The sequence below is a fragment of the Dyella sp. EPa41 genome (assembly GCF_016586165.1).
Lineage (GTDB): Bacteria > Pseudomonadota > Gammaproteobacteria > Xanthomonadales > Rhodanobacteraceae > Dyella.
Map to the genome: position 1 here is coordinate 1 of NZ_BCPR01000091.1, position 16,093 is coordinate 16,093.

Genomic DNA, 16,093 nt, shown 5'->3' on the forward strand with positions numbered 1-16,093 from the left:
TTCACGCCAAGGCGCAACCCCAGGCCGTAGCGGCGCTCCCACTCCTGCGCGTGGCGACAGGCCGTGCGCAGCACCCATTCGCCGATGGAGACGATCAGGCCGGTTTCCTCGGCCAGGGGAATGAAGAAGCCGGGACCGATGAACCCCAGCTCCGGATGCTCCCAGCGCACCAGCGCTTCCATGCCCACGATGTCTTCGCTCTTCGCGTCGACCTGGGGCTGGTAGAACACGCGCAGTTCGCCCTTGTGTTCCGCGTGACGCAAGCCCGACTTCAACGCCAGGTTCTGCTGCTGCGACTGCTGCGCACTGCCTTCGAAGATCTGGTAGTTGTTGCGGCCCAGGCTCTTGGCCGCATACATCGCCTCGTCGGCGTGCTTGAGCAGCGTTTCCGCGTCAGGCGCATCATCCGGGAAGAAGCTCACGCCGATCGATGCGGTGACCTGCAACTCCGTGCCATCATCGATGCGCAACGGCGCGCCCATCACCTGCACGATCTTCTCGGCGATGCGCAGCACGTCTTCGTTCTTGACGATGTGGCGCAGGATCACCACGAACTCGTCGCCCGCGTAACGCGCCACCGTATCCGACGCGCGCACCGAACCGCGCAGTCGCTGCGTGGTGGTGAGCAATACCTGGTCGCCCACCGCGTGGCCAAGCGTGTCGTTGATGGTCTTGAAGCGATCGAGGTCGACGAACAGCAAGGCGAAGGATTCGCCGGTGCGGTTGGCCTCGCGGATGACCGTATCGAGACGATCGTTGAACAGCAAACGGTTGGGCAGGCCCGTCAGGGCATCGAGCAGGCCTTCGGCACGGCCCTGCTCGCGCGTGTGGCGAAGTTCGAGGGCATGCGCGAAACGCGATGCTGCGCAACGCAACACCGGCTGCACGATGGCGAGCGACGGCAGGGGCTGGCGCGTGCCGACGAGCAAGGCGCCCAGCACGGTACGGCGCTCGTCCTGCAGCGGCCAGCCGGCAAAGCCGGCCAGTCCCAGCTGCTCGAGCAAGGGATCCATGGGCGCAAGGCGCGCGGCATCGGCCTGATGCAGCATCGCCTGGCCCGACAACACCAGCCGCAACGAGCTTTGCAGATGCGGGCCCGGCCACAGCTGCTCGTCCCCGCGCCAGTACTGCACCAGTTGCACGGGAGCGCCGCCTTCGTCCTGGCGCGCCGACCAAACGGCGACGTAGTCGAACCCCATTTCCTCGTAGAGCAGGCGCGCCGCTTCGGCAATGCCTTCATCGCCGCTGCCGGAACCGAACATGCGCGCCAGCAAGCCCAGGGCTACCTCGGCCCGCACACCGGCCCGGTCACTGCGGAACAGCAAGGCCACCACGTCACGGCCGGCATGCCGGATGGGACGCGCGCTGGCTTCGCCCGAATCCGCGCCGCGCGACGAACGCCGACGGCAGGGATGCCACCGCCGGGATCCCTCGGCGAGCACCTGCTCGGCCCTGACATCCACGAAGGCCAATACATCCTGCAGCGGGCGCCCCCGCAATTCGTGATCGCCGAGACCGCTATGGCGAGCCACCGCGGCGCTGCAATCGAGGATGCGACCGCGCGCGGGGTCGACGATCAACCATTCGCTTTCGACTTCGTCGAAGGCGAAGCGGTAATCACCATCACTGGCCGCCAACGACGCGCCGGTGGTCGATCCGGCGCGCAACGCCTTCTGCACCCGCTGCCAGCGCGCGAGCAGCTCGCGTTCGATCTGCGAGGCATGGATCCAGTCCGCGACACTGGCAGGCAGCACGGTGGGCTTGAGCATCGCCGCGTCATCCAGCACCGCGATGAGCGGGGCATCGGCGCAGGCAGGCAACTGGCGCAGCGCATCGAGGCCGGCCGAGGCCTCGCGCCCATCGCCATCGAATGCCAGCACGATCAGCGCCAGTGCGCCCCGCCCTTCCAGCAGGATGCCGGCGTGGGTGGCGTCGCGGGCGGAGTGCACGACGTAATGCCCGTCGCGATCGAATGTGTCGAACAGTGCCCGACGCAGCTCGCGCTGCGCCGCAACCACCAGGATGCCGGCGGACCCCGTCATGCCAGCATCCACCGGCCGTCGCGCAGGCGTGGACGCTGCGCAGGCTTGGGCTGGCAACTCAGCCGCACCAGCACGTCGTTGAAACTGGAAATCACGGTCTCCGGCGGGTCGAGCAACACGACCCGGCGGACGTGCCCCGTATTCGCACGCGCCAGCTGCCGCAACAGCGTGGCATCGGCCATGGCCAGGGGCAGCGGCAACCGCTGCAGCAGGTAGACACCGAAATGGTTGCTCTGCTGCATGTAGCGCAGGGCGATATTCAGGCGTTGGGAACCGGGCAAGCCGACGTGCTCTTCGCGCAAGTTGCCGAGGCCGACTTCGGGCGTCCACAGGTAGACCGTCTGCCCGCTGCGCCGCACAAGAGAACGCATCTGCCCGATCAGGCCGAGATCCTCGCCTCCCTCGAGCGCAATCAGGTTGCCGCGCGCACTCAGAATGCGCTCGAAAATCTCGGCGCCGGTCTGGCTGGGAGGGGGAGCGATCGCAGTACTCATCCGGCCCTAAATTACGTGGTCTGAAGGTGTTCGCCTAGGTGGCTTGTAAGCCTTGTCGGATTCCGTGCCGCATTTCATGCGTTAGCGCACAAGACGCGGTTTTACAGGATATTCATGCTTGCTTCGAGGGCCGGGCTGGGCCGTCTCGCATTCCTCGCTACGGGAAGGTATGGTGCGAGGCTTCCCGGTCACCCCAGTACCCTTTATGTTCGAAGGATTGCGCTTCAATCACTGGAAGACGAGCCTGGACGACAGCGGCATCGTCACCCTGTCCCTCGACCGCGCCGGCAGCAACGTCAACGCCTTTTCGCGCGAAGTGCTGGACGAACTCGGCCAGATCGTGGAACGCCTGGCCATCGAGAAGCCGGCGGGCGTGCTGATCCACTCGGCCAAGCCGTTCGGTTTCGCCGTCGGCGCCGACATCAAGGAATTCGTTACCTACGCCCAGCACGGCACCGTGCTGGAAAACATCGAGAACGGCCAGCGCGTCTTCGAATCGCTGGCCCGCCTGCCCTGCCCGACCGTGGCTGCCGTGCATGGCGCCTGCATGGGCGGCGGCACCGAGCTGATCCTGGCCTGCCGCCAGCGTATTGCCGCGGACGACGAAAAGACCCGCATCGGCCTGCCCGAGGTCATGCTCGGCATCCATCCGGGCTGGGGAGGGACGGCCCGCCTCCCGCGCCTGATCGGCGCCACCGATGCGCTGCCGGTCATGCTTACCGGCAAGGCCTTATCGGCCAGGCGCGCCCTTGCCCTGGGCGTGATCGATCGCCTGGCGCCGCCGACGGAACTGCTGGCCGAGGCGCGTGCCCTGCTGCGCCGCCCGCACGCCCGGCCGTTCGCCCTGCGTGCCAAGGCTTGGGCCACCAATACCTGGGTGGCGCGCCAGATCCTTGCGCCCATGGTGATCAAGCAGACAGCCGCGAAGGTCCGCAAGGAGCACTACCCGGCCCCGTTTGCGCTGATCGACGTATGGAAGCGCGGCGGCCCCGGCATCCAGCAGCGACTGAAGCTCGAGGCACGCTCGGTGGCCAAGCTGGCCGAGACACCCACCGCACAGAACCTCATTCGCATCTTCTTCCTGCAGGAAAGACTCAAGGCGCAGGGCAGCGGCGTCGACCCCCAGATCAAGCACGTGCACGTCGTCGGCGCCGGCGTGATGGGTGGCGACATCGCCGCCTGGGCTGCCTTCAAGGGGTTTGAAGTCACCCTGCAGGACCGCGAGATGAAGTACATCCAGCCCGCCCTGGATCGCGCCCGCCAGCTCTACGAGAAGAAGCTCAAGACGGCCGAGAAGATCGAGGCGGCGGCGCGCAGGCTGCGGGCCGACGTCGAGGGCAAGGGCGTGGCAACGGCCGACCTGGCCATCGAGGCGATCTTCGAGAACGCCGAAGCCAAGAAGGCGCTCTATGCCGGCATCGAGCCCCAGTTCCAGTCCGACGAGCTGCTGGCGACCAACACGTCGAGCATTCCGCTGGACGAACTGCGTGTCGACCTGAAGGCACCGCAGCGCTTCCTGGGCCTGCACTTCTTCAACCCCGTGGCCCAGATGCCGCTGGTCGAAGTGGTGCGCCACGACCAGCTCAACGCCACCGCCGAAAAGCGCGCGCTGGCGTTCTGCAAGGCCATCGGCAAGCTGCCCGTGGCGGTAAAGGGCACGCCGGGCTTCCTGGTCAATCGCATCCTGATGCCGTACCTGCTGGAGGCCATGCGCCTCTACAGCGAGGGCGTGCCTGGTCCGGTGCTGGACAAGGAGGCCAAGAAATTCGGCATGCCCATGGGCCCCATTGAACTGGCGGACACCGTGGGCCTGGATGTATGCGCCTCCGTAGGCAAGGAGCTCGCCCCCTTCCTTGGCCTCGAACTCCCGCCTGGGCTGGAAGACAAGCTGGCGGCCGGCAAGCGCGGCAAGAAGGACGGCCAGGGCATCTATGTCTGGCAGGACGGCAAGCCGCAAAAACCCGAGGTGGACCCCGACTACAGCGTTCCCGCCGACCTGCAGGACCGCATGATCCTGCCCATGGTGAACGAAGCCGTGGCCTGCCTGGCTGACGGCGTGGTCGATGACGCCGACCTGCTCGACGCCGGCGTGATCTTCGGCACCGGGTTTGCGCCGTTCCGGGGCGGCCCGATCCAATACGTGCGCAGCGAAGGCGCCACCGTGGTCAAGGGCAAGCTTGAAAGGCTCGCCCAGCGCCATGGCGAGCGTTTCTCGCCCAAGCAAGGCTGGGATCTGCCCGCCCTGGCCCAGACCGGCTTCGAGGTGCCGGCAACGGCCGGGCAAACGGAAGATATCGAGGCCTGATCGCGGCCAGCATCGCCAAACAGAAACGCCCGGCTCGCGCCGGGCGTTTCCTTATGCATGACGGCGCATGCCACCAGGGACGTCACCACATCAGGTCGTCAGGCACGCCGTCCTCGCCCACGCCGCCCGCCCCGCCGGGGTCGGCCAGCAGGGCCACTTGCTGTGGATCGATCTCTCGAACCTGCTCGGCAAGCTCGCGAGTCACCAGCAGGTAGCGCCCCTGCTGCTGCACCACGCCGAGTTCGCCGGCGTTGAGCGCCGCCAGCTGCTCCCCATCCACATGCACGCGGCGGATCTTGCCGCCGTACTCAAAATGGCGGACATGATCGACTTCGGGTTTGTTGAGCGTCTTGCCTGCGAGCAATTGCTGGATCTTCTGCTTGCGTTCGCGACGCAGGCGCGCTTCCTCGGCGGCAGCCTGTTCGGCCCGCTTTCGCTCATTCGCCTCCGTGTGGGCGCGAATGGCATAGGCCTTGGCGAGGTCGATTTCGCCCTGTCCCTTGCCCTGGGGCTTGCTCGATGCATGCGGCTTCGGATGCGCTGGCTTGCCACCCTTGAAGGGAGGCGCACCCTTCGGCGGGCTCGGGCGCTTCTCGTCGCGGACCTGTTTGACGATGCCGCTCTTGAGCAGCTGATCGCGCAGGGATTCGGCCATGTTCGGAACTCGCTGACTTGGTACGGGTACGGTAAGGATGTTTTCAGTAGTGCGGCGGCGGCGGTTCGCTGTGCGGATCGTGTCCCTGCGAAGAGCGCAGCGATGACAATTCGCTGCGCAAGCCGCGGATCACCTCTTCCAGCGCGGCGATGCGCATCGACAGCTCCGCATCCGCCGAGGCCAGCGCGCTCACCGTGTCATCGATGAAGGTAAGCCTCACTTCCAACTCGGTGAGCCGTTGCTGCAGCGAATCGTCCGACATGCTCAGCGCCTCAGGCTACGTCCGCGTCCGATGCCGTAATAGGCCAGGCCGGCTTCTTCCACGGCGGTCGGATCGTACAGGTTGCGGCCATCGAAGATGGCGGGGCTTCCAAGCATGCCGCGGATGCGCGCGAAATCAGGGCTGCGGAACGCCTTCCATTCCGTAACGATGGCCAGCACATCCGCGCCCTCAAGCGCCTGGTAGGCGTTGTCGCAAAGCACAAGGTCCGCGCGATCGCCGTAGATGCGGTGGGTCTCCTCGCGAGCCTCGGGATCGAACGCCCGGACCTTGGCGCCAGCCGCCCACAGGGCCTCCATCAGGTCACGGCTGGATGCCTCGCGCATGTCGTCGGTGTTCGGCTTGAACGCCAAGCCCCACAGCGCGATGGTCTTGCCCTTCAATTGGCCATCCAGATGGCGCGCGATCAACTCGAACAGCTTGCCCTTCTGCTCGTGGTTCACGGCCTCGACGGCGCCAAGCAGGCGTGCGTCATAACCCACACCCCGCGCGGTGCGTTCCAGTGCCTGCACGTCCTTCGGGAAGCAGGAACCGCCATAACCGGCGCCGGGGTAGATGAAGTGATAGCCAATGCGCGGGTCAGAACCAATACCCTGGCGCACCAGTTCCACGTCGGCGCCAACGCGCTCGGCGATATTGGCGATTTCGTTCATGAAGCTGATCTTGGTGGCCAGCATCGCGTTGGCCGCGTACTTGGTGAGCTCGGCCGAGCGCTCGTCCATCACCACGGTACGATCATGATTGCGGTTGAACGGCGCATACAGCTTGCGTAGCACGTTCACCGCACGCTCGCTCGAGCTACCGATGATGATGCGATCGGGACGCAGGCAGTCTTCCACCGCGTCGCCTTCCTTGAGGAATTCGGGGTTGGAGACGACGTCGAACTCGACCGACACGCCACGCTTTGCCAGCTCGTCGGCGATGGCCTTGCGCACGCGATCGGCGGTACCCACCGGAACGGTCGACTTGTTGACGACGACCGTGTACTTGTCCATGTGCTGGCCAATCGTGCGGGCGACGCCAAGCACGTATTTGAGATCGGCACTGCCGTCCTCGTCGGGCGGCGTCCCTACCGCAATGAAGACGACCTGCCCGTGCTCGATACCGGGCGCCGGGTCAGTGGTGAAATCGAGTTGCCCGCTGGCGTGGTTGCGCTTGACGATCGGTTCCAGGCCCGGCTCGTAGATGGGAATCTCGCCCTTTTTCAGGCGCTCGACCTTGCCCGCGTCGATGTCGACGCAGACGACGTGATTTCCCATTTCAGCCAGGCAGGCGCCGGTAACCAGACCTACGTAACCGGTGCCAAAGATGGTGACCTTCATTGTCGCAACAACTCCCGAATGCAAGGCTCGGGATTCTAACAGCACCACGCGTTACAGCACGCCCACGGGCATCAAGGCGGACCGCGCCGAGCCTGCAGCAGGGCTCGCAAGCACCCCAAAAAGCACGGGGCGCGAATCGCTTCGCGCCCCGTGCCGGTCTCAATGAGACGCGTCGGCGATTACTTCGCGCCGCCGGCCTGCTCGCCAGCCGGCGTCGGGCCGGTCTTGACCAGGGTGACGTCGAAGATGATCGTCGCATTCGGCGGGAAGCCGTTCTGCGGCTGGGCGCCGTAGGCGATGTTCGACGGAATGAAGAACTTGTAGTGGCCGCCGACCTGCATCAGCTGCATGCCTTCGCGGAAGCCCGGGATCACGCCGGCGAGCGGGATCGAAGCGGCGCCGCCGCCCTCGTGCTTGGACGAGTCGTCAAAGGTTTCGCCATTGACGAAGGTGCCCACGTAGTTCACCTGCACGGTGTCATTCGGACCCGGGCGGGCGCCCGTACCCTGGCTGATCACCTGGTACTGCAGGCCCGAAGCGGTGGTCTTCACGCCCGCAGCGGTCTTGTTCTTGGCGAGGAAGGCATCGCCTTCGGTCTTGTTCTTGGCGGCGACCTGGGTGTACTCGGCCTTGGCCTTGGCCTGGAGGTTCGCCACGAACGCGTCACGCACCTGCTTGGCCTCGGCCTCGCTCATCGTCGGCTTCTGGCCGGAGAGGGCGGACTGCAGCGCGCGTGCGACGGTGGCCGGATCCACTTCATTGCGAACCAGCGGGGGCAGCGAGCTCGCCAGATCCCAACCCACCACGTAGCTGGCCTTGGTCTTGTCGACGGCCGGCGGGGTGGTGGTGGCGGGGGCAGCGCCCTTCGCAGCCTGTGCGTGCACGCCAGCGGTCATGCCCAGGGCAACAGCGAGCGCGGCCGCCGTCAGCGTGGGACGCAGAAATTGCTTCATTTGGAACTCCCTCGTATTTGAGATGTGCCGGCGCTACCGGACTAAGCCCCCCCGATGGAGGCAGGCCCCGCATTGTGCGGCCCCTGTCGAGTCTTGGCAACGCTGTGGGGGCTACGACCGTCAGTCGTGATTAAAAGTTCACGATTCGGCCGTTTCGCCGCGGTTTTTTACGATTTGTGCACATTCCGAGGGCCGCCTGAGCGCCGCTTGCCACGACACTCAGGCATGCCCGTCGCCGGAACGGCCAGGCTTCTCCAGCGTATCGCGCAACGCGGCCTGCAGGCGCGCGTGTACCTGTACCAGTCCACGCCACAGCAGCCATGCCAGCAGCAGCAATACCAGCACCAGCACCACGGCCACTTCGCGCGGCGGCAGGATGGTCGACGCCAGCGCGGCCACCAGCAATCCGAGCACCCACATCGCCATCAGCGGGATGAACCGCGCGAGCACGGCGCGAATGCGCATGTTGTAGGCGCCGCCGATCCGTTCGGGGATGCTCAGCTCCGCCAGCAACATGCCCAGCGCCGATGCCTTCCGGTACGCCGCGACGATCATCGGCAGCGATATCAACGCCGCGATCGACCAGGCCAGGCTGCGTTTCACCTGCGGACTGTCGGCCAGGAAATCCCAGTGGAAGAAGCCGCGGCGGTACAGGTAGGACATGATCAGGAACGCCGCCACCACCAGCATCATGTTGATGATCACGTGCCATACCAGGCGACGGATCATCTTCGCCACGACGGCGCCCTGCCCGCTCAGGCTCAGATTGCCCATCCAGTCGGTATAAGTGGCCAGCGCCCCCATGAAGGTCCTGGGCAGGTGACGGCTCAACGCGCCCGCCAGCGGATCGGAGGAGCGGATGAGATAAGGCGTAAGAAACGTCGTGATCGCCGACACCGCGACCGCCACCGGATAAAGGAAGCCGCTGGTGACCTTGAGGGTCAAGCCCAGCGAGGCGATCACGAAGGAGAATTCGCCGATCTGCGCCAAGCCCATGCCAACCCGTAGCGAGGTGCGCCCGCCATTGCCCGCAACGAACGTTCCGAAACTGCACGTCAGCACCTTGCCGACGATCACGACCGCCGTAACGACCAGGATGGGCAGCCAGTACTGCTTCAGCATGGCGGGGTCGATCAGCATGCCGATCGCCACGAAGAAAATCGCGCTGAACATGTCGCGCACCGGACCGACGATACGCTCCACCCGCTCCACGCTCTGCGATTCGCCGACGATCGCACCGATCATGAAGGCACCCAGCGCGACGCTGTAGCCCATCTCCGTAACCAGCAGGCAGAAGCCGAAACACAGGCCCAGCACCGCCACCAGCAACACGTCGTCACGACTGACCGCCGCGATGTAGTCGACCACGCGTGGCACCAGCAGCAGGCCAACCACCAGCGATACCGCCATGAACAGCGTGAGCCGTCCCACGGCCCCCATCGCCTCGCCCGCCTCCAGGCCGCCCGTGCTGGCGATGCCGGTGAGCAAAGCCATCAAGACGATGGCGAGCACGTCTTCCACGATCAGGATGCCGAACATCAGCTGCGCGAAACGCTCGCGCTTGAGATTCAGATCGTCGAGCGCCTTCATGATGATGGTGGTCGAGGACATCGACAGCATGGCGCCGAGGAACAACGCATCCATCGACGTCCAGCCGAAGAAGCGACCGATTTCGTAGCCGAGCCACAGCATCAGCACGATTTCGCAAACCGCGGCCACCAGCGCCGCGCCACCGACCTCGCGCAGCTTTTTAAGGCTGAATTCCAGGCCCAGCGCGAACAGCAGCAGGATCATGCCCAGTTCGGACAACGTGCGGATGGTCTGCTCGTCGTGGATGAAAACCACGGGGAACGTATAAGGCCCGACGAGCACGCCCGCGATGATGTATCCGAGCACGACCGGCTGACGCAGCCGCTGGAAGATCACCGTGGTCAGGCCCGCGATCAACATGACGGTCGCGAGATCCTGGATGAAGTGCAAATCGTGCATCGACGAAATCCGTGGGGACGTCACGCAAGACTAGCAATCAAGCCCTGGATGCACAGCCCCGCGCGACGATGTAGAACGCGTGCTCGACGAACTCGCCATGCATCCATCGATGCTGGCGATCGGCGAATCGATGTAACTGCCTGTTGTGATTCGAACGTGAAAAATATTTGAAAAAATTTGGTCGCGGGCGCTTGACGAAATCGCAAACCCAACCTATTCTTTCGGGCTTCCAGAGGCACACGGGGCCATAGCTCAGCTGGGAGAGCGCCTGCATGGCATGCAGGAGGTCGGCGGTTCGATCCCGCCTGGCTCCACCAAATTTAGACACGTCCCCATCGTCTAGAGGCCTAGGACATCACCCTTTCACGGTGGCGACCGGGGTTCGAATCCCCGTGGGGACGCCACTCTAACGCCAAGCCGGTCAACGGCGAAGCAGTCAGAGTGGTCATGGATGAAGTCGAAGTTGGTTCAGCGCTGGAAGCAGTAAAAAACGTGGAGCGGTAGTTCAGTCGGTTAGAATGCTGGCCTGTCACGCCGGAGGTCGCGGGTTCGAGTCCCGTCCGCTCCGCCACTTTTACGAAGAGCCCGCCATTGGCGGGTTTTTTGTTGCCTGGAGAAAAGTACCCTCGCCTCCCTCTATGTGCAGGAGCGCACCCAGTGCGCGAAAAGCCTACGGAGCGGCAGGACCCAGCCCTGCGGTCGCGTACCGGGTGCGCTCCTACAGCAAAGCGGCCTCGTCCGGCGAGCGGTGATCTTCCAGCGGCTCCAGGGTCCCCATCGAATGGCCCTGCTCCGCCAGGTATTCCAGCCAGCGCGACAGGAACCCGTTCATGCGCAGCCGGTGCTGCAGCACGGTGTGTGCCGGCGGGAACGGGCCCAGCACCTGCCACAGATGCCGGCCCGGATGGCAATGCAAGGCCTCGGCCACATGCGCATCGGTATACATGCGCAACTGCGCCGACGGCGACGGTTGCCCGGTGTGCGCATCGACGAAGTTGTAGGTCAACTCCAGTTCCAGCGTGTACGGGTGCTTTTCCTGCACTTGCAGGCGCACATCGAGCCCATCATCCACGCTGGACACATAGAACCCCGGCGACAGCTGCTGCGGCGCGAACAGCTTCGCCAGCCGGTGGTAGTTTTCCGCGTACAGCCCCATCAGGAAGCCGAAGCGTCCCGGCAGTAGAGCGTTGCGGCTGTCCAGTACGACACTCATGGATGGTGGCTACTCCTCTTAGAACATGGTCCGCTCGATACCGAAGCGGTCGAAGATCTTGCTGGCGATCTCCTCGATGGAGACGTGGGTGGTGTTGAGGCTGGGAATGCCCTCCCGGCGCATCAGCTTTTCGGCCTGTGCCAGCTCCCACTTGCACTGCTCCAATTTGGCATACCGGCTGCCGGCACGTCGCTGCTCGCGGATCTGCGCCAATCTCATGGGATCGATGGTGAGACCGAACAGGCGATCCTTGTAGGGACGCAGCCTCGACGGCAGCTCCAGCTTGTCCAGGTCGTCGTCGGTGAGAGGGTAGTTGGCGGCACTCACCCCGTAATGCAAGGCCATGTACAGGCAGGTGGGCGTCTTGCCCGAGCGGGACACCCCGACCAGGATCAGGTCCGCCTGGGCGTAGTCCACATCAATACCGTCGTCGTGTGACAAGGCGTAGTTGGTGGCGTTGATGCGCGCCTCGTATTTGTCGAAATCGACCAGGCCGTGCGAACGGTTCACCGCGCCTGAGCGCTTGGCGCCCAGCTCGTCCTCCAGCGGGCCGATGAAGGGGGCAAACACGTCCAGCATCAGGGCGCCGCTTTCCGCCACGATCTCGCAAAGATCCCGCGAGGCCATGGTGTTGACCACGATCGGACGCTCGCCGGTCTGGGCGTAACGGGTCTTGATGCGCAGCGCGGCAGCCTCCGCCTTATGCGCGTCGTCGACGAACGGCAGGCGATGCTTGTCGAACTGGACCCCCTCGAACTGGGCCAGGATGCTGTTGCCGATCGTCTCGGCGGTAATACCAGTGGAATCGGAGATGAAAAAAACGGTTCGCTGCATGGGTAACCCGAAGTCCCTGACTGTTCCTGGCCATCACCTTAGCGCAACGCATAAAGCCTGTCTTTGCTTGACTCTCGCCTGACTGGTATGCAGCTGGCGTGGGTTTTGCGCGGAATGGTCTTCTTGTGCTTCGCACCATCGACAGCGGACAATACCAGTTCTTTGTGGCCGGTTTTTGGTTCGAACCGGCCAAGCCACTTCGAAACTAAGAGCTCTTGAGGAGACTCCCTTGAACGACCTGGTGCTTTGGCTCGACACGCTGCGCATGACCGACCTGGGCAAGGTGGGTGGCAAGAATGCGTCGCTGGGCGAGATGATCGGCAATCTCGCCAAACTCGGCGTGTCCGTGCCCGGTGGCTTCGCCACCACCGCGGATGCGTTCCAGCAGTACCTCGACAAGAGCGGCGTGGCCAAGCGCATCCAGGCACGCCTGGCTTCGCTGGACGTGGACGATGTCGAAGCGCTGACCACCGCGGGCAAGGAAATCCGCGAGTGGGTCACCGAGACGCCGCTGCCGGCCGATCTCGACCAGGCCATACGCGATGCCTATGCCAAGCTCTGCAAGGATGCCGGCGCGGAGAACATCGCCGTGGCCGTGCGCTCTTCCGCGACCGCCGAAGACCTGCCCGACGCCTCGTTCGCCGGCCAGCAGGAGACCTTCCTCAACGTGGTCGGCATCGAAGATGTGTTGCACAAGGTGAAGGAGGTCTTCGCCTCCCTCTACAACGACCGCGCCATTGCCTATCGCGTGCACCAGGGCTTCAAGCACGAAGATGTGTTCCTCTCCGCCGGCGTGCAGCTGATGGTGCGTTCGGACGTGGGCGCCTCCGGCGTGCTGTTCACGCTGGACACCGAGTCGGGCTTCCGCGACGTGGTCTTCGTCACCGGCTCGTACGGCCTGGGCGAAATGGTCGTGCAGGGCGCGGTGAACCCGGATGAGTTCTACGTGTTCAAGCCCACGCTCAAGCAGGGCAAGCCGGCGGTGCTGCGCCGCAGCCTCGGCGCCAAGCAGCAGCGCATGGTCTATTCGAACCAGCCCGGCGAGCGCGTGCGCATCGAGGAAACCCCGGCCGAACTGCGCAACAAGTTCTGCATCAACGACGAGGACGTGCAGGAACTGGCCAAGCAGGCCCTGGTGATCGAGCAGCATTACGGCCGCCCGATGGACATCGAATGGGCGAAGGACGGCAACACCGGCAAGCTGTATATCGTGCAGGCCCGCCCGGAGACGGTGAAGTCACGCTCGCATGCCACCCAGCTCGAGCGCTTCCATCTTGGCGAGAAGGGCAAGGTACTGGCCGAGGGCCGTGCCATCGGCCAGAAGATCGGCGCCGGCAAGGCCCGCGTGATCCGCTCGCTGGCCGACATGAACAAGGTGCAGCAGGGCGATGTGCTGATCGCCGACATGACCGACCCCGACTGGGAGCCGGTGATGAAGCGTGCCGCCGCCATCGTCACCAACCGCGGTGGCCGCACCTGCCACGCCGCCATCATCGCGCGCGAGCTGGGCGTACCCGCCGTGGTCGGCACGGGCAACGCCCTGGACACCATCCCGGACGGCACCGAAGTCACCGTGTCCTGCGCCGAAGGCGACACCGGCATGATCTACGAAGGTCACCTGAAGTTCGATCGCGTGACCGCCGACCTGGGCGACATGCCCGACGCCCCGCTCAAGATCATGATGAACGTGGCCAACCCCGAGCGCGCCTTCGACTTCGGCATGCTGCCGAACGCCGGCATCGGCCTGGCCCGCCTCGAGATGATCATCGCCAGCCACATCGGCGTGCATCCGAAGGCCCTGCTGGAATACGGCAAGCAGGATGCCGAGACCAGGAAGAAGATCGACGAGCGCATGGCCGGCTACGCCGACCCCGTGTCGTTCTACATCGATCGCCTCGCCGAAGGCATCGCCACCATCGCCGCCTCGGTGTATCCGAAGCCGGTCATCGTGCGCCTGTCCGACTTCAAGTCGAACGAGTACGCCGGCCTGGTGGGCGGCTCGCGTTACGAGCCGCACGAAGAAAACCCGATGATCGGCTATCGCGGCGCCAGCCGCTACGTCGACCCGGGCTTCGCCGAATCGTTCGGCCTGGAGTGCAAGGCCGTCAAGCGCGTGCGCGAGGTGATGGGGCTGGACAACGTGTGGGTGATGATCCCGTTCGTGCGTACCCTGGGCGAAGGCCGCAAGGTCATCGAGGTGCTGGGCAAGAACGGCCTCAAGCAGGGCGAGCACGGCCTCAAGGTGATCATGATGTGCGAGGTGCCGTCCAATGCGCTGCTCGCCGATGAGTTCCTGGACATCTTCGACGGTTTCTCCATTGGCTCCAACGACCTCACCCAGCTCACCCTGGGCCTGGATCGCGATTCCAGCATCGTGGCCAACCTGTTCGACGAGCGCGACCCGGCGGTGAAAAAGCTGTTGGCGCTGGCCATCAAGACGGCGCGCGAAAAGGGCAAGTACGTGGGTATCTGCGGCCAGGGTCCGTCCGACCACCCGGATCTCGCCGAATGGCTCATGGACCAGGGCATCGAATCGGTTTCGCTCAACCCCGACACCGTAGTCGACACCTGGCTGCGCCTCGCCAAGAAGAAAAAGGCTGCCTGAGTTCCTGCGCAGCCGGCAAAAAGAGGGCGGCGCGAAAGCGCCGCCCTCTTTTTGCCTGGCGTCAGGGCTCGCAGGGACGCCCTTCGGTATCGAACACGCTCTCGTCGCTTCGGATGAGCCCCTCTTTCACGTGGAGGAACGTTGCGATGGGCAAGGACACCGCACCCGCGCCCTGCCCGCTCTTCGCCACGAAACGCACGGCCACGCGATCGCCGTCGACAAGCATGTCCCGCACCTCGTCGTGGATGTCCGGAAACCGCTGAAACAAGGCGCGATAGGTACGTACGACCTCTGCGCGACCGACACGAGTCCCACAGAAATCCGACGAGGCCAAGATGGCATCACCGGCGTACAGCGATCCAAGCCCCCTCGCGTCATGTCGGTTGAAGGCGTCGAACATCGCCTGCACCACCGAGCCCGGTGCGGTATTGGCCACGGGCGATGCGGCGATGGCGGCCAGCAGAAGCAGATTCGTTGGGGCCACGGGGATCTCCTCGGCGCGATGAAGTAACCACAGCGTTCCACGGCGACGTCATCGCCGCGGTTCGCCGCTTGCCGGGTTGGCGACCGGAACCTTCGGCCTTCCCCGGGGTCCACCCAGGCTGACGGGGCGAACGGAGAACACCCATGCAGCGGCTGGTCAGGCTTCTCGCGCGAAACAAGGGCTTCATCGTCTTCATGCTCGGCATGCTGGTGTTCCGCAGCGCCATCGCCGACTGGAACGTCGTACCGACGGGCTCCATGCAGCCGACCATCCGCATCGGCGACCGCATCCTGGTCGACAAGGCCGCCTACGACGTGCGCCTGCCCTTCACTCATGTTTCCCTGGCGCACCTGGCCGATCCGCAGCGCGGCGACATCGTCGTGCTTGATTCCTCCGCGGCCGGAGAGCGCCTGGTCAAGCGCGTCATCGGCGTGCCGGGCGACACGGTCGCGTTGCGCCAAAACCAGCTCTACGTGAACGGCCACCACGCAAGCTATCGGCCCATCAAGGTGGCGGGCATTCGCGACGACCGCGAAGATCCTGCGCTCTATGCCGTCGAGGACGTAGGCACCCTGCACCATGCCGTCCGCTGGTCGGTAGCCGCGCAAGGTCACAGCAGCGACTTCGGCCCGGTGACCGTACCCGCCGGCCAATACCTGCTGCTCGGCGACAATCGCGACAACAGCGCCGACTCCCGCTATTTCGGCTTCTTTCCGCGCACGGAGATCACCGGGCGCGCGACCCGGGTTGTCGTCTCGCTGGATCCTGGCGACCGCTACCTGCCCCGGAGCGATCGATGGGGCGTGACGCTGCAATGAATCGACCCGCCCCATTGCCACGCCGTCATCCGATGCGTACAATTGCCGGCTCGCGTGGACCACACGCACCGCTTCGGAGAGGTGGCAGAGTGGTCGAAT

Annotated in this window: 13 protein-coding genes and 3 tRNA genes; 6 read left to right on the forward strand and 10 right to left on the reverse strand. The window is 64.8% G+C overall.

The features are described from left to right. Both JMF82_RS19615 and JMF82_RS19620 read right to left on the reverse strand, forming a co-directional pair. Positions 1-2,042: GGDEF domain-containing protein (locus JMF82_RS19615; RefSeq protein ID WP_201316223.1), on the reverse strand; the 2,042-nt coding region annotated here is incomplete at its 3' end. Beyond that, complete coding sequence (locus JMF82_RS19620; protein ID WP_201316224.1) at positions 2,039-2,536, reverse strand: hypothetical protein; 498 nt, start codon at positions 2,534-2,536, stop codon at positions 2,039-2,041. The genes JMF82_RS19615 and JMF82_RS19620, both read right to left, overlap by 4 nt. Positions 2,537-2,741: 205 nt before the next feature. On the opposite strand from JMF82_RS19620, the gene JMF82_RS19625 reads away from it, so the two are divergent. Next, positions 2,742-4,841 carry a 3-hydroxyacyl-CoA dehydrogenase NAD-binding domain-containing protein gene (locus tag JMF82_RS19625; RefSeq protein ID WP_201316225.1) on the forward strand — a complete coding sequence of 700 codons (2,100 nt, stop codon included), beginning with the start codon at positions 2,742-2,744 and terminating at the stop codon, positions 4,839-4,841. Positions 4,842-4,923: 82 nt separating this feature from the next. On the opposite strand, the gene JMF82_RS19630 is transcribed toward JMF82_RS19625, so the two are convergent. The 5 genes from JMF82_RS19630 to JMF82_RS19650 all read right to left on the reverse strand — a co-directional run bounded on the left by JMF82_RS19630 (position 4,924) and on the right by JMF82_RS19650 (position 10,040). Beyond that, on the reverse strand, positions 4,924-5,496 hold the full coding sequence (locus JMF82_RS19630) for a DUF2058 family protein (RefSeq protein WP_201316226.1): 573 nt from the start codon (positions 5,494-5,496) through the stop codon (positions 4,924-4,926). A 43-nt stretch (positions 5,497-5,539) separates the two neighbouring features. Then, on the reverse strand, positions 5,540-5,758 hold the full coding sequence (locus JMF82_RS19635; RefSeq protein ID WP_201316227.1) for a SlyX family protein: 219 nt from the start codon (positions 5,756-5,758) through the stop codon (positions 5,540-5,542). A 2-nt stretch (positions 5,759-5,760) separates the two neighbouring features. After that, positions 5,761-7,098 (reverse strand): UDP-glucose/GDP-mannose dehydrogenase family protein, encoded by a 1,338-nt coding sequence (locus JMF82_RS19640; protein WP_201316228.1) that lies wholly within the window; start codon positions 7,096-7,098, stop codon positions 5,761-5,763. Between the two features lie 179 nt (positions 7,099-7,277). Continuing rightward, positions 7,278-8,051, reverse strand: coding sequence for an FKBP-type peptidyl-prolyl cis-trans isomerase (locus tag JMF82_RS19645; protein ID WP_201316229.1), 774 nt, complete (start codon positions 8,049-8,051; stop codon positions 7,278-7,280). Positions 8,052-8,270: 219 nt separating this feature from the next. After that, positions 8,271-10,040 (reverse strand): cation:proton antiporter, encoded by a 1,770-nt coding sequence (locus tag JMF82_RS19650; protein WP_201316230.1) that lies wholly within the window; start codon positions 10,038-10,040, stop codon positions 8,271-8,273. Positions 10,041-10,281: 241 nt separating this feature from the next. On the opposite strand from JMF82_RS19650, the gene JMF82_RS19655 reads away from it, so the two are divergent. The 3 genes from JMF82_RS19655 to JMF82_RS19665 all read left to right on the forward strand — a co-directional run bounded on the left by JMF82_RS19655 (position 10,282) and on the right by JMF82_RS19665 (position 10,611). Further along, a tRNA-Ala gene (locus tag JMF82_RS19655) sits at positions 10,282-10,357 on the forward strand. Between the two features lie 11 nt (positions 10,358-10,368). Further along, a tRNA-Glu gene (locus tag JMF82_RS19660) sits at positions 10,369-10,444 on the forward strand. A gap of 90 nt (positions 10,445-10,534) precedes the next feature. Further along, positions 10,535-10,611 (forward strand) — tRNA-Asp (locus JMF82_RS19665). A 147-nt stretch (positions 10,612-10,758) separates the two neighbouring features. Here JMF82_RS19665 and JMF82_RS19670 read toward each other — a convergent pair. Further along, the gene (locus JMF82_RS19670; RefSeq protein WP_201316231.1) at positions 10,759-11,253 is read right to left on the reverse strand and encodes a DUF1249 domain-containing protein; all 495 of its coding nucleotides are present in this window, start codon (positions 11,251-11,253) and stop codon (positions 10,759-10,761) included. A gap of 18 nt (positions 11,254-11,271) precedes the next feature. Continuing rightward, on the reverse strand, positions 11,272-12,087 hold the full coding sequence (locus JMF82_RS19675; protein WP_201316232.1) for a pyruvate, water dikinase regulatory protein: 816 nt from the start codon (positions 12,085-12,087) through the stop codon (positions 11,272-11,274). Between the two features lie 229 nt (positions 12,088-12,316). Here JMF82_RS19675 and ppsA point away from each other — a divergent pair, with 229 nt between their 5' ends. Next, positions 12,317-14,692 (forward strand): phosphoenolpyruvate synthase, encoded by a 2,376-nt coding sequence (gene ppsA / locus JMF82_RS19680; RefSeq protein WP_201316233.1) that lies wholly within the window; start codon positions 12,317-12,319, stop codon positions 14,690-14,692. 61 nt (positions 14,693-14,753) lie between these two features. Here the strand turns inward: ppsA and JMF82_RS19685 are convergent, their stop codons facing one another. Then, on the reverse strand, positions 14,754-15,176 hold the full coding sequence (locus JMF82_RS19685; RefSeq protein WP_201316234.1) for a nuclear transport factor 2 family protein: 423 nt from the start codon (positions 15,174-15,176) through the stop codon (positions 14,754-14,756). 143 nt (positions 15,177-15,319) lie between these two features. On the opposite strand from JMF82_RS19685, the gene lepB reads away from it, so the two are divergent. Further along, positions 15,320-15,994, forward strand: coding sequence for a signal peptidase I (gene lepB, locus JMF82_RS19690; protein WP_201316235.1), 675 nt, complete (start codon positions 15,320-15,322; stop codon positions 15,992-15,994). Positions 15,995-16,093 lie beyond the last annotated feature (99 nt).